Origin of the sequence: Chryseobacterium indoltheticum, assembly GCF_003815915.1 — a bacterium.
GTDB lineage: Bacteria > Bacteroidota > Bacteroidia > Flavobacteriales > Weeksellaceae > Chryseobacterium > Chryseobacterium indoltheticum.
The window spans coordinates 2,612,269-2,635,462 of record NZ_CP033929.1 but is presented as its reverse complement, the minus strand read 5'-3'; the positions used below and the strand labels follow the sequence as shown (position 1 = coordinate 2,635,462).

The following is a 23,194-nucleotide window of genomic DNA, read 5'->3' as shown; positions in this document are numbered from 1 at the left end:
GCCACGAATGCACGATTTTTTTTTTATATGTAATTTAAAATTATTTGTGAATTCGTGGCTTATAAATAAAGTACAATGAATCAAATCTCAATCATCGGAGCAGGAATCGGCGGCTTAACTCTAGGAAACATTCTTAAGCAACAAAATTTTGATTTTACCATTTACGAATCTGCACCAGAAATAAAACCTGTCGGAGCCGGAATAATGATGGCCGTTAATGCGATGCAGATTTTTGACAAATTAGGCTTAAAAGAGAAAATTGAAAATGCAGGAAATAAAATTCACGGAATCTGTATTACAGATGAAAAACTGAAAACCATTTCTACAACGAATGTTTTGGCTTTAGAAAAGAAATTCAATTCTTGCAATGTTGCGATTCACAGGGCTGAACTTCAAAATATTTTAGCTGAAAATTTAGGGCTCGAAAATATAAAACTCAATCATTCTTTACAACAAATTCAGAAGAAAGAAAATTATCTTTTAGAGTTTGAAAATGGTTTTAAAGCAGAAAGTAATATCGTTTTTGGAACCGATGGAATTCACTCTAAAGTCAGAAATCAGATTTTTAAAACTGGAAATATCAGAAATGCCGGGCAAAAATGTTGGCGTGGCTTAACCAATTTCGAACTTCCCGAAAAATACAACAATCATGCTTTGGAAATCTGGGGAAAAGGAAAACGTTTTGGTTTTGTGAAAATTTCAGAGCAAAAAGTCTATTGGTACGCTTTGGTGAATGAAAATAAATTCAGAGAAAACCTTGATTTAATTGAAACCTTCAAAGATTTTGACTCATTGGTTTTGCAAATTTTAGAAGCAACAAAACCGGAAAATATTATTCTGAATGATATCATCGATCTCACTCCTATTCCGAAATGGTATGCTGAAAATCTTTGTCTCATTGGTGATGCAGCTCATGCAACCACTCCAAATATGGGACAAGGTGCTTGTCAGTCGATTGAAGATGCTTATGTGATTGGAAAATTGTTAGAAAGAAATAGAGATTTTAATTCAGTCTTTGAAGAGTTTCAGAAAATCAGAAGAAAAAAAGTAGATATGATCGTTAAAAACAGCTGGACAATCGGAAAAATTTCTCAGTGGGAAAAAGGAAATCAGATCCGGAATTTTTTGATGCGTTCGATTCCGGAAAGCCTTAATCAGAAAATGGTAGAAAAGATTTTAAAACTGGAGATATAAAAAAAGAAACTCAATTTGAGTTTCTTTTTTTATTATTTTATTTCAGATTTTACGGAACCGCATTTAAGCATTGAGCTTCCATAATAAGGATTGATAATCTGTTTTTCGTTACTCAACCAGCTCCCTTCTGCCATTGGACAATATTGTACAAAAATGGTTTTTTCGGAAATTTTGTTTTCTGTAGCTACCGCAATCATTACTTCAGATAATCTGTAAAATGGTTTTCTCTGTGCATCGATATTTTTTGCAGAAGAAATTATTTTTGCATCAGATTTTAATGAATTCAATTTTTTCTCATCTAAAGATTTTGAATTTATTGAAGATACAGTTTTAAGAAATTCTCCTGCTGCAACTGAAGTTTTCTTAAAATCATCCGAAGCTAAAGCAGATTTTACAGAAATATAATTCTGATATAGTTTTGATAATTGAGGATTTGTTTTCGTTTGCGCGTTTGCAGATAAAAGGGCAAATACTGAAAACAGAAAGGTGACGATATGTTTTTTCATTTTAATTTCACAAATTATGGTTTTAAAAATGCCACGAATGCACGAATCTTTTTTAATAAATTAATTTAACTATAAAATTCGTGTATTCGTGGCAAAAAAACTTTTATATATTTTATTTAAGCTTAAATTCAAGCTTTACATTAAAAAATCTTCCCGTCAAACGTACCGGAACAGGATACATGATACTACTATTCGCATCGGTAATCCATTGATTGGCAATTGTATTATTGATATTAAATGCATTAAAAACCTGAACACCTAAAGTTAATTCATCAAAATTACTCAAGAAACCATAGGTTTGTTTTTTTGCTTCAGCATCTACAAACGCATATGAAAGCCCCAAATCTACCCTTTTATAAGAAGGCAAAGTTTTCTGATACTGATAAGGATCTGTAAAAACCGGCGCTCCGTTTGGTAATCCCATTGCGTAAGTTAAGGTAAGATTCACACGCATTTGTGGAAATTTAGGCATATAATCCTGGTAAAACATCGCAAATCTGAATCTCTGATCTGTTGGTCTCGGAATATTTCCTCTTCCATCAATATTTTCAAAAACTCGTGCATAACTTGCAGAAAGCCAAGAATCTACACCAGGAACAAACTCGCCGAATAATCTTGTATCAATCCCGTAAGCGTAACCTGAAGCATTATTTTGACCAGAATAGCGAATTCTCACATTATCCATATAATACGGAATTACATTATCCATCTTTTTGTAATATAATTCTGTCGTTAATTTAAACGGCCTGTTTTCAAACTCAAACTCGGTTTCATTGGCTAAAATTGCCTGAATAGATCGTTGAGATTTTATATTAGGATTAAAATTACCATTCAGGTCTTTAATTTCTTTATAAAAAGGAGCCTGATAATAAACACCTCCAGAAAGCCTGAACCACATTTCAGTATTCCAATCGGGTTTTATTGCAAACTGAGCTCTTGGTGAGAAAATAGTTTCATCATTGAAACTCCAGTGTGCAACTCTGGCTCCACCATTTACCAAAACTTTACTTGCACCCCAGTAAAACTTCTGAGAATATTGTGCATAAGCCGATAATCTTGTTGGCTGAATATGGTTAGCTCCTGAAATACTGTAAAATAAATCTAAATCTGAAGCATCCGGAAATCTCGGATCATCTACCGGATGCGGAATGCTATACCCTGAAGAGTCCACCAGTTTCCATTCGTTGGTTAAATCCCGAAGATTTTCTTTTTCATATTTAAAACCAAATTCAACGTCCGTATTCACATTCGGTGAAAAACGGGCTCTTAACTGTGTTCCGTATGTTCTTACAAAAAGATCATTTCTTGCATGCTCAATTTGTCCACCCACATCATAAGACGTTATAGGATTTCCTGTGATAGGATCAAAAGTCTGCAGAATATAGCTTGATGCAATAGAATAATATTCTCTTTCACGATTCTGATAAGAAAAACTGTCTAGTGTAAATCTCCATTTATCCGACGGCTTATAGTTTAAAGAAACAGTACCCATCATATTTTTATATTGATCATTTTCTTTACCATTATAAAAAACAGACAGATTAATTGGCTGGTTTATCGTTCCAAAATCTACACTTCTTTCTTTAGGAACCATTTCGTAATCATTCTTAGAATAATATCCGATAAATGAAAGTGAAAGTTTACTGTTAACATGATAATTCAGATATGACTGAAAATCATAGTATGTAGGATTAAAATCGGTGTCTTCATTTAAAGTATTCAGAACCAGATTGGTATTTCTGTATCTTCCCGAAAATAAAGCCGTAAATTTTTTGTTTCCGTTTTCGTCTTCTTTTCCTGATGCAAAACCTGTTGTTAATCTTCCGCCAATTAAACTCGCTTCCCCGGAAAGTTCAAACTTTTTAGGTTCACGATAATAAATATTAAGAGCAGAAGACATCTTATCACCATATCTCGGTTCAAAACCTCCCGCTGAAAAGTTAACTGCCGAAACCATATCTGGATTGATAATACTTAAACCTTCCTGCTGAGAATTTCTAATCAGGAAAGGTCTGTAAATTTCAATATCGTTGATGTAAATAAGGTTTTCGTCATAGTTTCCACCACGCACCATGTATTGTGAAGAAAGCTCAGTGTTTGAATTTACCGACGGGAGTGTTTTTAACATTCCTTCTACACCGCCAGAAATACTTGCGACATTTTTGGCGTCTTTGGCTGAAATTCTTATTGCGGTAACATCGTTGGTTTTCCCGGTAACTTTTTTCTGGAAAACAACTTCCTCAATATTGGTAACCCTTGTCGTCGTGGTATCTCTTTTTCTTGATTGTGAGAATATCAAAACCGGCACCATAAGGCTTAGTGGCAAAACTAGTTTTTTCAAAAGGAATTATTTATAATTTCTAAAATTAAGTATTTTTTAACAATTATAGTATAGATTCTCTTACTCTTGTTAGTTTTTGCAATAAATCTTCTAATAAATCTAGTCTTAACATGTTGGCGCCATCAGAAAGTGCTGTTTCCGGAGTTGGATGGGTTTCAATGAAAAGCCCGTCTGCTCCTACTACAATTCCAGCTTTAGCAATTGTTTCGATAAGATCTGGTCTTCCTCCTGTAACTCCCGAACTTTGATTGGGTTGCTGCAAAGAATGCGTAACATCCAGAATTACCGGTGCATAATTTCTCATGGTAGGAATTCCTCTGTAATCAACGATTAAATCTGAATATCCGAAAGAATTTCCTCTTTCAATGATCGCCACTTTTTCGTTGTTTGAATCTGTAATTTTCTGAACTGCGAATTTCATTGATTCCGGTGAAAGAAATTGCCCTTTTTTCAAAGTAACACACTTTCCTGTTTCAGCTGCTGCAACCAAAAGATCGGTTTGACGAACCAGAAATGCCGGAATCTGAAGAACATCAACATATTGTGCAGCCAGAGCAGCATGCTCATTTTCGTGAATATCAGTTGTTGTAGGAATATTGAACGTCTCTCCTACTTTTTTAAGAATTTCCAAAGATTTCTCTTCACCAATTGTCGTGAAAGAATCGACTCTGCTTCGGTTTGCTTTTTTAAAACTTCCTTTAAAAATATAAGGAATATTGTATTTGTTGGTCAGCTCAATTACTTTTTCGGCAATTCTTAACGCCATATCTTCGCCCTCAATAATACAAGGACCGGCAATCAAGAAAAAGTTTTTAGAATCTTTGTGCTGTATGTTATCTAAATGTTGAATCATTATTTTATTTAAATTAAAGTTCAGTAAAAATACTGAGAAAGTTTTATAATTGGAAATTATTTGTAAACTTAACCTGTAAACGGTTTTTAGGATTAAAAATTACTTTGAAAAATAAAAAATTAAAAGATTGCTTTGTTTCTCGCAATGACAAGAAAAAGTATCAAAATTTCTTAAGGATCTTCTCAAAAGTATTAATATTTCTGCTGGTAAACTGATCTTTCAGACTTTTTTTACCTAAAACTTTTCCAAAGCTTGAATCTAATGTATTTCCTTTTGAAACCTGCCAATAAAATATATTGTTTACAATTTCTGCTTTTTCGTTTTCAGATTTTGAAGCATTTTCAAACTCATTCATTAGTATATTTTCTACATTTTCGCTTCCTACAAAAGCGTATGTATGAAACTCATCATTTTTATCAAACGGATTTTTAGTCCAATAAAACTCTGTTTCTTCTGCTGTCTTTACAAATAAGAATGCTTCGTAATTAAAATATTCAGACATTGCTTTTTCGAGAACCGTTTTAAGCTCATCTTTATTCTTATCTGAGCTAAAAATGATATTTCCTGAAGCAAGAACCGAGTTTACATTTTCCATTCCTGCATTTTTGAAAACCTGGCAGACTTCCGCCATTTTCATATTGGTTCCTTTTACATTGACGCCACGGAGAAAAGCACAATATTGCATAAATTTAGGTTGAGTTTAAGGTTTAGACTTATCTTAGTTTTTTTAAAATGTTGAAAATATACATTAAGTTGTAAACTTTCAATATCCCACATCCAGCTTCCAGCCAAATTACTTTTTTATTTTTTCATACAGATTATAGTCTGTTCCCGACGGTTTCAGCTTATAAATTTTTTCTAAAATAGGATATTCACTTTTCAGATGATTATCTATTCTGAATTCATTCAAAAGACGGTAATGTATTTTATAATATTCTGAATCTTTGCCTTCAAAAAGATTATTGTAGGAAAGTAGATATTTCGGTTTTCTATTTTTAACGGTGTTTAACCAATAATTGGGTTTGTCTTTTTTTATTTCTTCCTGAATTTGTTTGTCAACCAATCCGACTTCATCAATCGTTTTTAAACCAGAAAAATAAGGAACATAGCCAGCTGGTTCTAGCAAAATCCATTGTTTTTTATCTTTCTCGTAAACATTGAGAAACAATCCGATCGTTCTTCTGTAGTTCCATTCGCCATTTCCTGTTGCAATAGAATGTACGGTTTGGAAAGCCAGCATCGGTAAGATATAAATCAAAATCAACAAAGTCAGCCAAAGGTTTCTCTTTATTTTCTGTTCTAAAACAAAGATCAAAACCGGAACAAAAAGTAAGATTTGCGGAACCCAATAATACCAGTCGAACAAGCTTTTTTGTGAAAGAAAAATAATTTGTTTTGTCCATGCGAAAAGAAAAATTATCCAAAGAAAATAATTTCTTTTTTCGCGCTGCCTTATTAAATAAATAAAACAGACAATTTCAAAAAGAGCAATGACAATGGTAATGGGATTAAAATCTCCCGGTAATTTCAGCATTCCCCAAAAGTTCCCGTAGTTTACTCTGAAATATTCTATATTTTGCTGTAAAGTAAATACTTTATCATACGCTAATTTTTTTGCAACAATTGTATTATTGACCAATTCACCGAAATAAAACCAATTGAAAGAAATACAGACAGCAACTCCTAAAAACCCGCCTAAAATATAGCTCCATCTGATTTTTTTGTTCCAAAAACTATCCACTAAAAATACAATTCCGAGAAAAATAACGGTGTCAATTCTTGTGAATAATATGAATGTGGGAAGTAAAATAAAAGCCCATTTTTTTTCTTTTTTAAAACCATAATACAGCAATGCCATTTCAAGGAAGAACAAGATTCCGTATTCCATTCCAAGAATCGAGATTTTTATGGAAGGTGGTAAAATTCCAAATAAAAAGATGAAAATTGCTTTATGCCAATTGTTTTTAAATAAAAGATGTGACAGAAATAAACTTCCAATGGTGAAAAGCGTGGTATTGAAAATAAGCAACGGCTCTATAAAGTTTTCTTTACCGAAAATCAGGTTAAAAATATAGGAAACAAAAACGTACAAATGCGTTGTAGATGCTGAAATTTTTGTAGGTCCGTTGAAGCCGATTACTCCATAATCCATCAGGTTTTGGGCAACTCTCCAGGTGATAAATGCATCTTCCTGAATGTGATGCGTCAGCAAAAAATAAAGCTTTGCAATAATTGCAAAAAATACGGCGTAGATTGGGAGATTCTTGTTTTGAGATTCAGCCATTGCGTTTTTTTAGTTACACAAAGATAATCCTAAATTTCAGGAATATCAAACATAAAAAAACGGAACCGAAGTTCCGTTTTAAGTATTTATTTTACTGAGTTGCTTTAATAATTGCTGTGGTAATCTGATCTTCTTTTTCTTTAGAATAAGTGGAGTCAAATGGTTCCATCACATCAAATAAATATTGATAGAAAGGCGTAATTCTCTGTACTTTTTCAGATTCTTTCATTGCTTTCTCTTTGCCCATTTGCTGAAGATCTTTAATGAATACATTAAATTTCTTATCAATCGGCTCAATAGATTTCACAAGATAATTGTAAGCTTTCTCGTTCTGACCTATTTTTTTGTAAGCATCGGTTACCGAAGTCACAACTAATGAATATTCCATTGGTTTTGATCTCATTGGTCTTCCTACATATCTCTGCTCAGCAGGACTTAAAGATAGATAATAATCGTATTCTTCAAAGATTCCTTTTTTAAGAATTTCAGCCAGTTTTAAGCCTTTTTCTTCCTGTCCTGCAACGATATATCCGTAAACCATTGAGCTTAAAGAACGAGGATCATTGTATTTGTCAGCAGGAATTTCTTTTGCTGCGATATCTAATATTTCTAAAGCTTTTGCTTTTTGTCCAGATAATGCCAAAGCTGCTGCTGCTCTACTTGCAGAGCTTCTGTAGCTCATAATGTTTGAAGTTGCAGTTTCATCAAAATGAACATTCAAATCTTTGAAATTACCCCATCTGTAATTTTTCACTACGTTATATAATGAGTTTGCATCTACTCTTCCCATTTCTCCATCACTGCTTCTCGGTGTATGAATAGGAACCAATCTGTAGCTGAAACCGTCAAACTGTAGATAATCGTCTAAGAAGAAAATATTTTCGCTCTCGTAAACACCTCCGGAAGAGAAGTTAATTGGTCTTTTCCAATCGAAGTTTGCCAAAATATCAAACATCATAAGGTTATTTTTGTACAAAGTTCCCGATTTATAATCAACAATAATCTGGTCTACTGCATTCGGAAGGTCTGAAGCATTGATTATTCCTGCTTTTACAGCATTTGCTTTGTTTACCGGAATGACAAATTTAGTTACCGGAAGAAAATTATATTTTTCGTAACGCTCTTCACCAAAAATCATTTTTAAAACTTCATCTTTTTCAGGAGATTTCATTTTAATAAAATTCATTGCTTCCTTCAAAGTCATAGAATCCTGAACCAAATATTTCTGGAATGGCGCTATTGCACTTTCCGGAGCTCCCGCTTCCTGAAGATTGGAAATAATATTCTTCCAATCGCTCTTTTTCATCAGATAAATCTGGTCATTCACACCATCTCTGTAGTCTTCATGATTAAGCTGGCTAGGAATTGCATTTGCATTGTATGTTTTTCTTTTTACCTGATCGATATTCCAAGGTGTTGAAAGCAAAGTAAAGTTAACCACCTTCACATCATCACGGAATCTTTCAGTTTCCTGCATTGCCCAAACCGGGTACGTGTCATTATCACCATAAACAAATAAAATATCTTCTTTTGGTAATGATTTTAATACTGAATAAGAATAATCGTATGCTGTATATCTGTCGCTTCTGTCGTGTACGTTATAGTTTTGGAAGCCCATCATAAACGGAATTCCTAACAATAATACTCCGAAACCGATATTTGCAGCATTTGATTTTACTTTAGACTGCAGATACCAGAGAATTGCTCCTGCTCCCAAGCCGATCCAGATGGCAAAAGCGTAGAAAGAACCAACCATCGCATAATCTCTTTCTCTTGGCTCGAAAGGTTTTACTCCGGTGTAGAAAATAATTCCGACACTTGTTAAAATAAATAAAGATAATATTGCATAGAATCTTCCGAAGTCTCTGCTAAACTGGAAATAACATCCTAAAATCCCTAATAATAATGGTAAAAAGAAAAATGCTACTGTACTTTCATTTTTGAATTTTGCAGGCATCGCATCCTGATTTCCCCAAAGGGCATTGTCGATCGGTGCAATTCCAGAGATCCAGTTACCCTTTGTATTTTCGCTGTTTCCTTCAAGGTCATTTTGTCTTCCAACGTAGTTCCACATCAGATATCTTAAAAAATAATAACCGTTTTGGAATGAAATAAAATAATCCATATTCTGCATCAAAGATGGCTTTTGAACAGTGATTAAGTTATAAGGTCTTACTTTCAAATAATCTGAAGCGGTGATAGATCCGTCTTCATATTTAGTTCGCAATTCGTCAAAAATTTGCTTTGCTTCCGGGCTGTCTGCAACATCTTCATTTGCATAATTAAATTGAAAATCTGGTGCACCGTACATAGAAATGTAATTGCTCATTACATCTTTATCATCATTAAACATCCTTGGCATTAAACTCACATGCGACTTATCAAAAATATAATTGAATCGCTCACTTGTTTTTCTGTACGTTCCTGTTTTTTCGTCTTTCTCGTAAACTTCGCCTGTTTTTTTAGTTTTAAAACTACCGTCTTCATTCTTCTGAATTCCGTTTGCATCCAAAAATGCAGTATAGTTCTGTCCGTAAATTGTAGGCCAGTCTCCGTATTGCTCTCTGTTGTAATAATCAAGCATACCAATTGCAGTATCAGGATCATTAAGGTTCATTGGCGGGTTTGCATTCGCTCTGATCGGAATCACCATCCAGCAAGAAAAACCAATGATCATATAAACCACTGATAAAGCTACGGTCTGATAAATATTTTTCTTTGATTGTCTGGCATATTTTATAAAGAAATAGCAAAGCGCCACCATAATGATAAAGCCTGCAATCGTTCCGGAGTGGAAAGGCAATCCTAAACCATTCACAAAGAATATTTCAAGTCTTCCGAATAGTGACATGATTACCGGGAAAATAATTTTAAATACTATAATTAAAATTCCTAAAGTAATCAGGTTTGCAAAAATGAAATTCTTCCAGGTAAATTTGTAATTTCTTGCGTAGTAAACCAAACACACCGCAGGAATTGCAAGCATTCCCATCATGTGAACTCCTACTGAAAGCCCTAAAATGAAAAAGATTAAAATAATCCATCTTTCATTGTCTTTCTCAAGATATTCGTTTTCCCACTTTGTAATCAACCAAACTAAAAGTGCAATAAACATAGACGCCATCGAGTATACTTCACCTTCTACTGCAGAAAACCAAAATGTATCTGAAAAAGTAAAACATAAAGCCCCGATAACTCCAGCAAAAAGAATAGAAATTTCCTGATGCTTTGTGATTTCTTCAAAATCTTTATTAAGAAGTCTTCTCACAAAATGAGTGATCGTCCAGAACAGAAACAAAATTGTAAATGCACTGAATAATGCAGACATTGCGTTGATAACGATAGAATAATTTTCACCTTTACCTAAAGCAAAAATGGCAGCTACTGCTCCCACAATCTGAAATAATGCAGCTCCTGGAGCATGTGTTACTTCTAATTTTACTGCTGAAGAAATGTACTCACCACAATCCCAAAAACTAAAATTGGGTTCTATAGTCGATAAGTACGTGAAAAATGCAATAACGAAAGTCACCCATCCGAGGAGGGTGTTCCATTGCCTAAAAGTCCAGTTTTTCATAGTATAAAATCAATTAGTGCGAAAATAAGGTTTTTACTTCATTATCTACAGATTTTAACAAAATTTAAAAGCTGGCTTACTTTTTGACGGCGTTTTGCGACTGTATTTGAAATATTAAGAGAGATAATTTTACTTTCAACACTTATAATTTCTGAAAAGTTTAAAAATTATTTATTTTTTTGTATTTTTGCGGTCAGATTTTATTTGAAAAAAATAACAAATAATGAGTAATGTTTACGATAATATTCTTGGCTTGATTGGGAACACCCCTTTAGTAAAACTTAACACGGTAACTAAAGAGATTCCTGCTAAAGTTTATGCCAAGTTAGAATCATATAATCCTGGACATTCCACAAAAGATAGAATCGCACTTCATATTATTGAAAACGCTGAGAAAAAAGGTTTATTAAAGGAAGATTCTGTAGTTGTAGAAACTACTTCCGGAAATACGGGTTTTTCACTTGCAATGGTTTGCATCATTAAAGGATACAAATGTATTCTTGCGGTAAGTGATAAGACAAAAGCTGAAAAGATAGCTTATCTGAAGGCTCTTGGTGCAACAGTATATATATGTCCTGCGAATGTACCTGCGAATGACCCGAGATCATATTATGAAGTAGCAAAGAGAATTGCTGCCGAAACCCCAAATTCTGTTTATATCAATCAGTATTTTAACGAGTTAAATGTTGATGCCCATTATCAGACAACAGGTCCTGAGATTTGGGAACAGACAGAAGGAAAAATTACTCACCTTTTTGCGTGTACAGGAACTGGCGGAACATTATCCGGTTCTGCAAAATTCTTAAAAGAAAAAAATCCAAACATCAAAATCATCGGTGTGGATGCTGACGGATCTATTCTGAAAAGTTACCACGAGACCGGAGAAATTCATAAAGAGGATGTTCATCCTTACCAGATCGAAGGAATGGGAAAAAATTTAATCCCTTCTGCTCTTCTTTTTGATAAAGTAGATGAATTTGTAAGAGTTAATGACGAAATGTCTGCATACAGAACCCGTGAAATTGCTTTAAAAGAAGCTATAATGGGTGGTTATACAACAGGAGCGGTTACTCAGGGATTAATGCAATATGCACAATCTCACGAACTGACTGAAAATGATCTTGTCGTAATGATTTATCCGGATCATGGTTCGCGTTATATCACAAAAGTATACAGCGATAAATGGATGGAGGAACAGGGTTTCATTAACAATTGTTTCCACAATTACGATGAAGTTTTCAAAACAGAATTCATCAAATAAGAAAAATAAATTAATACAAATCAAGCCTTTTATTACGTTACAAAAGGCTTTTTTACATAAAACATACTCATACAATGGTAGATATTTTTGAAAGAATAAAACAAAATCCGGGACCTTTGGGTCAGTTTGCAGATTATGCAGAAGGATATTTTGTATTCCCAAAATTGGAAGGTCCGATTGGTCCGAGAATGAAATTTCAAGGTAAAGATGTTATTTTCTGGAGCGCAAATGACTATTTAGGTCTTTGTAATCATCCGGAAGTTTTGGAAGCTGATGCAAAAGCTGCTGCAGAATTCGGAATGTTTTATCCGATGGGCGCAAGAGCAATGTCTGGCGAAACTCAGCAACATCAGCAATTGGAAAAAGAATTGGCAGAATTTACTCAGAAAGATGCTGCTTATTTATTGAATTTCGGTTACCAAGGGATGGTTTCTTGTATCGATGCATTGGTGACAAGACATGACGTGATCGTTTATGATGCAGATTCTCACGCTTGTATCGTTGACGGAGTTCGTCTTCACATGGGAAAAAGTTTTACTTTCAAACATAACGATATTGATAGTTTAGAAAAAAACTTAGCTAGAGCGACTAAAGTGGCTGAAGAAAATGGCGGTGGAATTTTAGTGATTACTGAAGGTGTTTTCGGAATGAGAGGAATGCAGGGGAAACTGAAAGAGATTTGTGATTTAAAATCTAAATTCAACTTCAGACTTTTGGTTGATGATGCACACGGTTTCGGAACTTTGGGTAAAACCGGAGCTGGAGCAGGTGAAGAGCAAGGCTGTCAGGATCAAATAGATGTTTACTTCTCTACTTTTGCTAAATCAATGGCTGGTTTTGGGGCATTTCTTTCGGGAGATGAAACGATCATCAGATTCTTGAAATACAATCTTCGTTCTCAGATTTTTGCTAAATCTTTAACAATGCCAATGGTAATCGGAGGTTTGAAAAGATTGGAATTGTTAAGAACACGCCCGGAAATTAAAGATAAATTGTGGGAAAACGTAAATAAACTTCAAAACGGATTGAAAGAAAGAGGTTTCAACCTTGGTAACACAAATACTTGTGTAACACCGGTTTTTATCCAGGGAACTACAATTGAAGCTACTCTTTTAGCAAAAGATTTAAGAGAAAATTACGGTGTATTCACATCTGTTGTAGTATATCCGGTAATTCCAAAAGGAATGATTTTGTTGAGATTAATCCCGACTGCTTCACATACCGATTCAGAAATTAATGAAACTTTGGCTGCTTTTGAAGGTATCAAAGAAAAATTAGAATCCGGAGCTTACGCAGAAATGGAAAAACAAATGAATATCGAGTACAAGCAAATGTAATTTGATTTTCACTTACACATAATTATAACCGTTAGAAAAATTCTAACGGTTTTTTTTATTTTTGCCACGAATACACAAATATTTTCAAGCCTAAATAAAATTCGTGCATTCGTGGCAAAAAATTCAGCAATCAAATAAGTATTAAGAGTTAGCCAATCTAAATGAAATCTTTTGCTTCATAAAATTCGAATCGAAAAAATTTCTTTTTATTTAATTTTTTAAATCAGTCAAAAACTTTCTTTCTTTTCCTTTTAAACCCATAAATTTGCAAAAAATTACTTTTGAAAGATCTTCTTCTTATTACTCCACCTTTCACGCAACTAAATACTCCTTATCCGGCGACCGCTTATATTAAAGGTTTTCTGAATACCAAAAATATTTCGAGTTATCAGATCGATTTGGGAATTGAAGTGATTTTAGAATTATTTTCTAAAAGTGGAATTCAGAAGATTTTTGATACAAAAATTGATTTACAGAATATTTCAGAAAACTCACAGCGAATTTTTGCATTGAGAGATGAATATTTAAAGACAATTGATCAGGTGATTTTATTTCTGCAGAATAAAAATCCTACTCTGGCAAGGCAGATTTGTTCAATGAATTTTCTTCCCGAAGCTTCCCGATTCAATCAGCTCGATGATATGGAATTTGCTTTCGGAAATATGGGACTTCAGGACAAAGCTAAACATCTGGCTACATTGTACTTAGAAGATTTATCAGATTATATTGTTGAGAATGTAGATTCTGATTTTGGGTTCAGCAGATATGCCGAAAGATTAGGTAAAAGTGCCAATTCTTTTGACGAATTATATTCAAAATTAAATTCTGCACAGACATTTATTGATGATTTTACTTTAAAGATCCTTCACGAAAAATTAGAATCGGTTCAGCCAAAATTGGTGTGCTTTTCAATTCCTTTTCCTGGAAATTTATACTCTGCTTTTCGCTCTGCAAAATTTATAAAAGAAAATTATCCTCACATCAAAACTGCGATGGGCGGCGGTTTTCCGAATACTGAATTAAGAGAGATCAAAGACCAAAGAGTTTTTGAATTTTTCGATTTCATTACTTTAGACGACGGTGAAGTTCCGTTGGAATTGGTGTATGAAAGTGTTTGTCATTCTGAACAAAGCAAAGAATCTCAATTCAAAAGAACATTTTTAATTGAAAATCAAGAAGTTACTTATAAAAATAATTCCACCAAACAAGATTACAAACAATCGGAAATAGGAACTCCGGATTATACTGATTTACAGTTAGATAAATATATTTCTGTCATCGAAATTGCCAATCCGATGCATAGTTTATGGAGTGACGGAAGATGGAATAAGTTGACAATGGCGCATGGTTGCTATTGGGGAAAATGTACTTTTTGTGACATTTCTTTAGATTACATTAAAATTTACGAACCCATTTCTGCCAAAATTCTGGTTGACAGAATGGAAGAATTAATTAAGACAACTGGCGAAACCGGATTTCATTTTGTAGACGAAGCTGCTCCTCCCGCTCTGATGCGAGAAGTTGCTTTAGAAATTTTACGAAGAAATTTGGTTGTGACCTGGTGGACAAATATTCGTTTTGAAAAAAGCTTTACTCAGGATTTATGTTTTCTTTTAAAACTTTCGGGTTGTGTTGCGGTTTCGGGTGGACTGGAAGTGGCGAGTGATCGGTTGTTAAAATTAATTGACAAAGGAGTTTCTGTAGAACAGGTGGCAAAAGTTACCAAGAATTTTACCGAAGCGGGAATTATGGTTCACGCCTATTTGATGTATGGCTACCCAACACAAACTGTTCAGGAAACGGTGGATTCTTTGGAAATGGTTCGCCAGCTTTTTGAAATGGGAATTTTGCAAAGTGGTTTTTGGCATCAGTTTGCCATGACCGCACATTCTCCGGTCGGACAAAATCCTGAAGAATTTGGAGTAACACCAATTAAGCAGGAAATTAAGTTTGCCAATAACGATATTGATTTTACAGATAAAACTGGAATCGATCACAGTAAATTTAGTTTTGGGTTGAAAAAATCACTGTTCAATTTCATGCACGGAATTAATTTTGAAATTCCTTTGCAGGATTGGTTTGATTTTAAAATTCCGAAAACAACAATTCATCCGGATTATATTCACGATTGTCTTTTAGAAGAAGATCAATTTAGTTTTAAAGGAAATTCTAAAATTATATTTTTAGCAAAAAATGTAATCGCTGAGAATTACATAAAAACAAAAAAACAAAACTCATGGGCGTACACAAGAATTACGTTCCATTTACGAACCAATATTGTTAAGATAGATTTTGAGCAGGAAAAGGCAGAATGGTTGATTAAAGTTTTGAAAGAAAATACTTTTGAAAACCCTAAACGTATTACGCTTCAACAACTTAAAACTCAATTTGAAGAAAACTTTGAAGATTTTGAATTGTTCTGGTTTTCAAAACCGATGCAGCAGCTAAAAGAGAATGGAATTATTTTGAGTTTGTAAATTTTGAATATTCTTCTTTTACAATTTTAAATATATAAAAATTAAGATCAATTTTGTCATTCTGTGGAAACTAAGCGTTTTTAATATAAAGTAATTGGCCGAGATTCCTACGGAATGACAAACTATAAATAGAGAAAAAATCCTGAAAATTATTTCAGGGTTTTATTTTCGGTTAAGGCCAATATCAATTTCAGAAAAATTTACTTTTTATCTTTTTCAACTCCATCTTTTACCACTTCACCTACAATTATTTTATCCTGAACTTTAATAAAATTAGGATCAAGAATTGCCATTCTCTCTGCAAGTGCTTTGTAAGTAGGAAACTTCAAAATAGAAGCCCGACCCGACATTTCTCTATATAAAGTAAAAACTTTTCCTCCTGCTGTCGTAATTCTTTTCGTCGTGGTACTGTATCTTCCTATTAATTTACTTTTAGCATCATATATCTCAATATCAACAAATGTTTTATCTGAAATTGTATCTTCAGAACCAAAGCTTACAGGTAAATTGGTGAAATATCCAACGGGAACACCATTGCTTAAAATTTCGCCGACATTATTAACGGTAATATTTAATCTGTCAATTTTAGATCTTGTGGTGTAAGCTTCTTTTGTTTTTGTATCGAGTTTGCGTTTAGGCATATTTTTGAAAAGTTCATCAAGATTTTTCACATTGATTCCTCTTTCATCAATAATTTTCAACGCTTTAATACAAGTATAGACAGCAGATCTTTCATCACCGGAAAATGCAGACGGAGAAATATAATCCATATCTAAAGTTTTCTCGCGGTTATATACACGATTCAACTTCACATAACTATCTCGTACAGAATCTACTACGCTTTTATCTACAAACTCCATCGTAAAAATAGGAGTTTCCTTCAAATCCATAAAAGTATATTCTCCGGATTTGCTTGATATTTTCGCAACATGATTTCCGTCTAAACTAACAATGCCTCTTTTCGTTTTAATAATTTGAGCATTTAGAATGAAGCCCAAAACTGTAAAGAACATGATTAAACTGTGTTTCATAAAATCAGATTTTTACAAAGCATAAAAAAAGTGTAACCAAAGTTACACTTTTTTGAAAATATATTTAGCTTCGATTTTAATTATTCGCAAAGGATAATTCCTTTTTCATTATTAAATTCTACAACACCGCTTTTTATAGGATACGTAAAAACTTCGTTTTGATTTTCATTTTCTTTGGTAAAATTTTTAGCATAAGCTTCGTCTACAGACTTAGTAAAAAGCTTTACTTTACCGCCAGATAATGAAGAAACAATTCCTGCGTGGTTTTTCATCAAGTGAAATTCACCATTTTTTCCAGGCAACAATACTGAGTCTACTTCTCCTTCAAAAACTACGTATTCTGGTGTTAAAATTTTTATATTCATTTTTCTCAGATTAAAGAGTAAAGAGAAAAGAAAAAAGAGTGAGAAATGTCTTTACTCTTTTTTCTTTATTCTATATTTCTAATTAAGCGTTATCCGCTAACATTTTTTGTCCGGCTTCGATCGCTTCTTCGATAGTTCCTTTCAAGTTGAAAGCAGCTTCCGGTAAGTGATCCAATTCACCGTCCATAATCATGTTGAATCCTTTGATGGTATCTTTGATATCTACCAATGATCCAGGAATACCTGTAAACTGTTCTGCAACGTGGAAAGGCTGAGATAAGAATCTCTGAACTTTTCTAGCTCTGTAAACTACAGATTTATCTTCTTCAGAAAGTTCTTCCATACCTAAGATTGCGATGATATCTTGCAATGCTTTGTATCTCTGAAGAATTTCTTTTACTCTCTGAGCACAGTTATAATGTTCTTCACCGATAATTTCCGGAGCCAAGATTCTTGACGTAGAAGCCAATGGATCTACTGCAGGATAAATACCCAATGAAGCAATTTTTCTATCTAATACCGTTGTTGCATCTAAGTGAGCAAACGTTGTAGCAGGAGCCGGGTCAGTTAAGTCATCCGCAGGTACGTAAACCGCCTGTACTGAAGTAATAGAACCATTTTTAGTTGAAGTAATTCTTTCCTGCATCGCACCCATTTCAGATGCCAATGTTGGTTGGTAACCTACTGCAGAAGGCATACGACCCAAAAGTGCAGATACCTCAGAACCAGCTTGTGTAAAACGGAAGATATTATCTACGAAGAACAATACGTCTCTCCCTTGTCCTGTTTCACCACCATCTCTGTAGTATTCAGCTAAAGTAAGACCAGAAAGTGCTACTCTTGCTCTTGCTCCAGGTGGCTCGTTCATCTGTCCGAAAACGAATGCAGCTTTAGAATCTTTCATTACTTCTAAATCTACTTTAGAAAGATCCCAACCTCCGTTTTCCATAGAGTGCATAAACTCATCACCGTATTTAATAATACCTGATTCTAGCATCTCTCTCAAAAGGTCATTTCCTTCTCTCGTTCTTTCACCTACTCCGGCAAAAACAGAAAGACCACCGTGTCCTTTTGCAATATTGTTAATCAACTCCTGAATCAATACTGTTTTACCTACACCTGCACCACCGAACAAACCAATTTTACCTCCTTTTGAGTAAGGCTCTACTAGATCGATTACTTTAATACCTGTAAATAAAACTTCTGCAGAAGTTGAAAGTTGATCAAATTTTGGAGCTGGTCTGTGAATAGGAAGACCACCTTCCTTAGAAATATTTTGAAGCCCGTCGATAGCATCCCCAACAACGTTGAATAGTCTTCCGTTTACGGCATCACCGATTGGCATAATAATAGGATTTCCGTATCCAATTACATCCTGGCCTCTTTTAAGCCCATCAGTTGCATCCATTGCGATACATCTTACAGTATCCTGACCAATATGCTGCTCTACTTCTAATACTACTTTTTCACCGTTTTCTTTTGTAATCTCTAAAGCATCATAGATACTAGGAATAGCTTCTACATTATTAAAAACTACGTCGATTACAGGACCAATAATTTGAGAAATTTTTCCTTTAATTTGGTTTGCCATTGCTAAATTTTTTCTTGGTGCAAATATAATGAATCTTCACAAACCTGCAATTGCTAAAAAAAAGATTTTTATCATGCTTTTTTTAACAGATTAGCAATATAACAATCTAGCAATTTACGAAGAAATGACTCAATAAAGTGCCTATTTTTATTGTTACGTTATTACATTGGTAAATTGTTACATTAATAAATACATTATAGCTATATTTGCAGTCAAAATTTTTTCATCTTGAAAGTTTTCAGAAATTTTAGTGATTACCCTTCTCAAAGGCCTCTAGCATTATCATTGGGAATGTTTGACGGAGTTCATCTCGGTCATAAATGCATCATCGACGAACTGAAAAAAGTGGGTTCTGCTCACAATTTGGAAACTGCAATCCTTACTTTCTGGCCACATCCAAGATTTGTTTTTAATCCGAACGAAGATCTTAAGCTTCTTAACACGTTGGACGAAAAAACTTTATTGATGGAAAAGTACGGCATCAATAATTTATTTTTAAAAGAATTTGATGAAGAATTTAGAAACCTTACCGGCGAAGAATTTGTACGTCAGATTTTGTTTGATAAATTGAATGTAAAATATCTAATCATAGGCTACGACCATTCTTTCGGAAAAAATAAAAGTGGGAATTTCGAATTGCTTCAAAAGCTTTCTAAAGAATTAGATTTTGAGGTAGAACAAATGGAAGCTATTAACATCCACGAAAATAATATCAGCTCAACAAAAATCAGAAATGCTTTATTGGCAGGTAATATTTTGGAGGCCAACGAAATGTTGGGTTACTCCTACTCTGTTTCCGGAACGGTTGTGCATGGGAAAAAATTAGGCAGAACGATTGGTTACCCAACCGCAAATATTGAAACTGAAAATATAAAATTACTTCCCAGAAAAGGTGCTTATATTGTTGAAACATTTGTTAATGATCAACTATATAAAGGAATGTTAAGCGTAGGAACAAACCCGACCGTTAATGGTGATAAGTTAACCGTTGAAGTTTATATTCTTGATTTTGAAGGAGATATTTACGATGAAAAAATCACTGTAAAATTCAGAGATTTTCTTCATGAGGAAATTAAGTTTGAAGGTTTAGAAAAATTGATTGAAAGATTGGATGAAGATAAAAGTCTGACTGAGAATTTTATTTTTTAGCCAGGTTTATTTTTAATTTTCTAATTCTAGAGGATTTGCGTATTTTATATTTTCTTCCCTCCTTTTTTCTATTTCCTTTTCTCTTTTCCTTAATATTTCTTTTCCTTCTCCTATAATTACAGTTCCATAACTTGCAAGTACAGCAGCTGCATTGGTATTGGCATTTTCTTGTGCCTTTTTTAGTTTTACCTGTGTAGTTTCTATTGCTTCGGTGTATCTGCTTTTCTTAATATTAAACAATTTTCCTTTTAATTTAGAATCAGATACAGATTTTACCAATTCAAAATCAAAATCACCTTTATCGTCCGTTATTTTGATAATTAATCCTGGTAATCCGCTAAATTTCATCGGACCATAAGGAAATAGGATTTCTGGAGAATATTTAAAATACCACATATATTTAAAATTATCAAAAAAAAGTAAAAATAATTGAATATAAAATACGTTTATGTTCTAAGTAATTGTCTATAATTTTTTTTACTATCTTTTTAAACTACGATCATGACAAAATTAAATCGAAATGATCGTATGATTTTTGAAACAGATAAAAAATCAAAAAAAGAAGAGACTGCCTTTCAGACAGTCTCTTGAAATATTAAATTTTCCTTGGAATATAAAAACTTAAAATACTTGCAAAAAGAGAAATTAATACACTATCAAGAATATCAAATTTTGCCAAATATTTGAATACTAAAAATCCCAGAACAAAAGCCAATACTGGAATGAGAATTTTTTTGTTCATGATTTATATCAATTCTCTAATTCCGGCCATTGCGGATGAATTACAACCATACCCTACAGCTCCGGCTGCTGCACCTACTAATATTCCCGGTCCGGTAGGTGATGCCGTTACCGCTCCTACAATAGCACCTACTCCTGCTCCGTAAGCATCAGCTGTTGCCATTTTTTTGATTGTACTTTTAAACCAGCCCCAATCTCTGCTCGTTGAACTATTGGATTTTAAACCCAATAAAGTATTCCAGTTATCTAAATTATTATTCCAATAACCTGAAGATGATAACCCTGTGCTCAAAAGACTTCTCAAAGCAAAATATTCTACTTCCGGAATGTTATGCTGAGCACCAATCACTTTACTTTGGATATTATTAAGGTCTGAACTAAGAACATTAATGGATTCTGCATCATTAGCAGCCATATAATGATCAAAAGCCAGTTTAAAATCATTCAGGAATGACTTGGAAATATCTGATTTAAAATTGCCGTAAAGCTCATTTTCCAGATAACCGATATCATTTCTGTCATCAATTTTGTCAATAATTTCCGCTTCTACATTAGCAAAATCTTTATCATTGACAATTAAAGAATTAGTCTCGTTAAATATTATTGTTTTTAGCTTTATTGAATCTAAATTTTTTACATTAGCTTCTTTAGAAAGCCTTTTATAGATACCTTCAAGAGCATTATTATGCTTTATACCTATTTGAGAAAAATCATAATCACTGATGGATGATAATTTTGAGGTATTGATGTTTGTGGTTAAATTTTCAGCATTTTCTATTCCTTCGTTTCCTAACTCATTAGAGCATGAAGCTAAAAAGGCCATAGAAACTACAAAAAAGATTTTTTTCATGTTAATAATTTTAAACGTTAAATTTTATAATTTATGTTTAAACGTAATGCGCATTTGGTTTGAACTCTCCAAAGAAAAAGAAAAAAAACAGTTTACACAATAAAAAATAATGTTTTTTTATGAAAATTATATTATTAAAAATAAATTTATAATATATTTTTAATTGGTTCTAATTAAATTAATTATTAAAATAAAATGAATTTTATTAGATCAATTTAACAATTAAGAATTTATAGTTGAAGATTTAGAATTTCTTCCTTCGCCTTCTTCGTCAATGATTTAAAAACCAAATCATAAGACTGATCAATCATTTTTAAAACTAAATCTCTTTTCAAGCCGTCAAGAGAAACAGAATTCCAATGGGTTTTGTTCATGTGAAATGCACCTGTAATTTGTGGATTTTGCTCACGAAGTTCTTCGCTCCATTCGGGATCTGTTTTTACATTGATACTTAAAGGCTGTCTTTCTAAAGACATTAGCAGAAAAATTTTAATTCCTACTTTTAAAACTAAAGTTTCGTTATCAAAAGGAAAACTTTCTGTCACTCCTTTTTTTGCTAGACAATAATCTAAAATCTCGTTGGCATCCATTTCGTATGGTTAATAAGTAATTGGTAATGAATAATAATTGATAAGTGATGAATGATAAGTGATAAATTATAATTAATATTTTAATTTATCTGAAAGATCTTTTATCTTAAAATAATTACCTCAAATTTAGTAAATTTAAAAAAGTAAATGATCATCACGCAAAACTATTTATTATGAAAGCTTTAGTAATCGGCGCTTCAGGTGCCACAGGAAAAGATTTGGTAAATCAACTTTTACACGATAAAGATTTTGAGGAAGTGAATGTTTTTGTAAGAAAACCGTTATCCTTCACCAATGAGAAGTTAAAAACTCACGTCGTTGATTTTGAAAAATATGAAGAATGGAAAAACCTAGTGAAAGGTGATGTCGCATTTTCATGTCTAGGAACAACTCTAAAAGCTGCCGGAAGTAAAGATGGACAGAGAAAAGTTGATTTTGATTATCAATACCAATTTGCAAAAGCAGCGAAAGAAAATAATGTAGAAGATTATATTTTGGTTTCTGCTTATGGAGCTAATCCTAAATCAAAAATATTTTATTCTAAAATGAAAGGTGAATTGGAAGACGCTGTAAAAAAGCTGCATTTTAATAAAATTACTATTTTCAAACCGGGAATGCTCGAAAGAAAAGATTCTGAAAGAACCGGGGAAGTCTTAGGAAGCAGAATTATTAAATTCGCCAATAAACTCGGTCTTTTTGAAAGCCAAAAACCTTTACCTACGGATATTTTAGCTAAAGCAATGATTAATTCTTCTAAAATAAAAAGTAATGGCTATTCTAGCATCAAACTTGGAAATATTTTTTGTTTTGCTGAGAAGAGTAATGCTTAAAGCTGGTTTTAAATTCAATTGGAAATGATTCTTTCACAGATCTGCAGATGATTTTGTTAGCCACGAATACACGAATTCTTTTTGATAGGTATTTTTACTTTGGGACAAATTTATTTTTTAAAGTATAAAACGTGGTAATGTGGTCAAAAAATAGTTCGTGTTTTTTCACAAAAATAATTCGTAATATTTATTGGTTCATTGAAAGAAGAAATAAGCT

At 33.1% G+C, this 23,194-nt stretch carries 18 protein-coding genes; 6 read left to right on the top strand and 12 right to left on the bottom strand.

The genetic code is table 11. The annotated features are described in order from the left end of the window. The first annotated feature begins 75 nt into the window (after positions 1-75). Positions 76-1,194: an FAD-dependent monooxygenase gene (locus tag EG358_RS12160; RefSeq protein WP_076558459.1), complete on the top strand. Its 1,119-nt coding sequence runs from the start codon at positions 76-78 to the stop codon at positions 1,192-1,194. Positions 1,195-1,226: 32 nt separating this feature from the next. On the opposite strand, the gene EG358_RS12155 is transcribed toward EG358_RS12160, so the two are convergent. The 6 genes from EG358_RS12155 to EG358_RS12130 all read right to left on the bottom strand — a co-directional run bounded on the left by EG358_RS12155 (position 1,227) and on the right by EG358_RS12130 (position 10,755). After that, positions 1,227-1,700, bottom strand: a complete 474-nt coding sequence (locus EG358_RS12155; protein WP_076558457.1) for a DUF3347 domain-containing protein — start codon at positions 1,698-1,700, stop codon at positions 1,227-1,229. A gap of 112 nt (positions 1,701-1,812) precedes the next feature. Then, positions 1,813-4,041 (bottom strand): TonB-dependent receptor plug domain-containing protein, encoded by a 2,229-nt coding sequence (locus tag EG358_RS12150; protein ID WP_076558455.1) that lies wholly within the window; start codon positions 4,039-4,041, stop codon positions 1,813-1,815. A gap of 43 nt (positions 4,042-4,084) precedes the next feature. Further along, positions 4,085-4,894: a 3-deoxy-8-phosphooctulonate synthase gene (gene kdsA / locus EG358_RS12145; RefSeq protein WP_076558453.1), complete on the bottom strand. Its 810-nt coding sequence runs from the start codon at positions 4,892-4,894 to the stop codon at positions 4,085-4,087. Positions 4,895-5,054: 160 nt separating this feature from the next. Beyond that, positions 5,055-5,579, bottom strand: coding sequence for a DUF1697 domain-containing protein (locus tag EG358_RS12140; protein ID WP_076558451.1), 525 nt, complete (start codon positions 5,577-5,579; stop codon positions 5,055-5,057). Positions 5,580-5,687: 108 nt separating this feature from the next. Further along, the gene (locus tag EG358_RS12135) at positions 5,688-7,178 is read right to left on the bottom strand and encodes an LTA synthase family protein (RefSeq protein ID WP_076558449.1); all 1,491 of its coding nucleotides are present in this window, start codon (positions 7,176-7,178) and stop codon (positions 5,688-5,690) included. 91 nt (positions 7,179-7,269) lie between these two features. Next, on the bottom strand, positions 7,270-10,755 hold the full coding sequence (locus EG358_RS12130) for a glycosyltransferase family 117 protein (RefSeq protein WP_076558447.1): 3,486 nt from the start codon (positions 10,753-10,755) through the stop codon (positions 7,270-7,272). Positions 10,756-10,978: 223 nt separating this feature from the next. On the opposite strand from EG358_RS12130, the gene EG358_RS12125 reads away from it, so the two are divergent. The 3 genes from EG358_RS12125 to EG358_RS12115 all read left to right on the top strand — a co-directional run bounded on the left by EG358_RS12125 (position 10,979) and on the right by EG358_RS12115 (position 15,830). Beyond that, positions 10,979-12,016, top strand: a complete 1,038-nt coding sequence (locus EG358_RS12125; protein WP_076558445.1) for a PLP-dependent cysteine synthase family protein — start codon at positions 10,979-10,981, stop codon at positions 12,014-12,016. 74 nt (positions 12,017-12,090) lie between these two features. Next, on the top strand, positions 12,091-13,353 hold the full coding sequence (locus EG358_RS12120; protein WP_076558443.1) for an aminotransferase class I/II-fold pyridoxal phosphate-dependent enzyme: 1,263 nt from the start codon (positions 12,091-12,093) through the stop codon (positions 13,351-13,353). 281 nt (positions 13,354-13,634) lie between these two features. After that, entirely contained in the window at positions 13,635-15,830 is a 2,196-nt protein-coding gene (locus tag EG358_RS12115; protein ID WP_076558441.1) for a B12-binding domain-containing radical SAM protein, read from the top strand. A 200-nt stretch (positions 15,831-16,030) separates the two neighbouring features. Here EG358_RS12115 and EG358_RS12110 read toward each other — a convergent pair whose 3' ends face one another. From EG358_RS12110 to atpD, 3 genes are all read right to left on the bottom strand, one after another. Further along, on the bottom strand, positions 16,031-16,861 hold the full coding sequence (locus tag EG358_RS12110) for a hypothetical protein (protein ID WP_076558439.1): 831 nt from the start codon (positions 16,859-16,861) through the stop codon (positions 16,031-16,033). Between the two features lie 80 nt (positions 16,862-16,941). After that, positions 16,942-17,226 carry a FoF1 ATP synthase subunit delta/epsilon gene (locus EG358_RS12105; RefSeq protein WP_076558437.1) on the bottom strand — a complete coding sequence of 95 codons (285 nt, stop codon included), beginning with the start codon at positions 17,224-17,226 and terminating at the stop codon, positions 16,942-16,944. Positions 17,227-17,308: 82 nt separating this feature from the next. Continuing rightward, positions 17,309-18,817, bottom strand: coding sequence for a F0F1 ATP synthase subunit beta (atpD, locus tag EG358_RS12100; protein ID WP_076558435.1), 1,509 nt, complete (start codon positions 18,815-18,817; stop codon positions 17,309-17,311). A 228-nt stretch (positions 18,818-19,045) separates the two neighbouring features. Here atpD and EG358_RS12095 point away from each other — a divergent pair, with 228 nt between their 5' ends. Beyond that, positions 19,046-19,966 carry a bifunctional riboflavin kinase/FAD synthetase gene (locus tag EG358_RS12095; RefSeq protein WP_076558433.1) on the top strand — a complete coding sequence of 307 codons (921 nt, stop codon included), beginning with the start codon at positions 19,046-19,048 and terminating at the stop codon, positions 19,964-19,966. Positions 19,967-19,978: 12 nt separating this feature from the next. Here EG358_RS12095 and EG358_RS12090 read toward each other — a convergent pair whose 3' ends face one another. The 3 genes from EG358_RS12090 to EG358_RS12080 all read right to left on the bottom strand — a co-directional run bounded on the left by EG358_RS12090 (position 19,979) and on the right by EG358_RS12080 (position 22,147). Beyond that, the gene (locus tag EG358_RS12090) at positions 19,979-20,362 is read right to left on the bottom strand and encodes a GLPGLI family protein (RefSeq protein ID WP_076558431.1); all 384 of its coding nucleotides are present in this window, start codon (positions 20,360-20,362) and stop codon (positions 19,979-19,981) included. 349 nt (positions 20,363-20,711) lie between these two features. Continuing rightward, positions 20,712-21,557, bottom strand: a complete 846-nt coding sequence (locus EG358_RS12085) for a hypothetical protein (protein WP_076558430.1) — start codon at positions 21,555-21,557, stop codon at positions 20,712-20,714. 230 nt (positions 21,558-21,787) lie between these two features. Continuing rightward, entirely contained in the window at positions 21,788-22,147 is a 360-nt protein-coding gene (locus EG358_RS12080; RefSeq protein ID WP_076558428.1) for an MmcQ/YjbR family DNA-binding protein, read from the bottom strand. Positions 22,148-22,320: 173 nt separating this feature from the next. On the opposite strand from EG358_RS12080, the gene EG358_RS12075 reads away from it, so the two are divergent. Further along, positions 22,321-22,977 (top strand): NAD(P)H-binding protein, encoded by a 657-nt coding sequence (locus EG358_RS12075; RefSeq protein WP_076558426.1) that lies wholly within the window; start codon positions 22,321-22,323, stop codon positions 22,975-22,977. Positions 22,978-23,194: the final 217 nt, after the last annotated feature.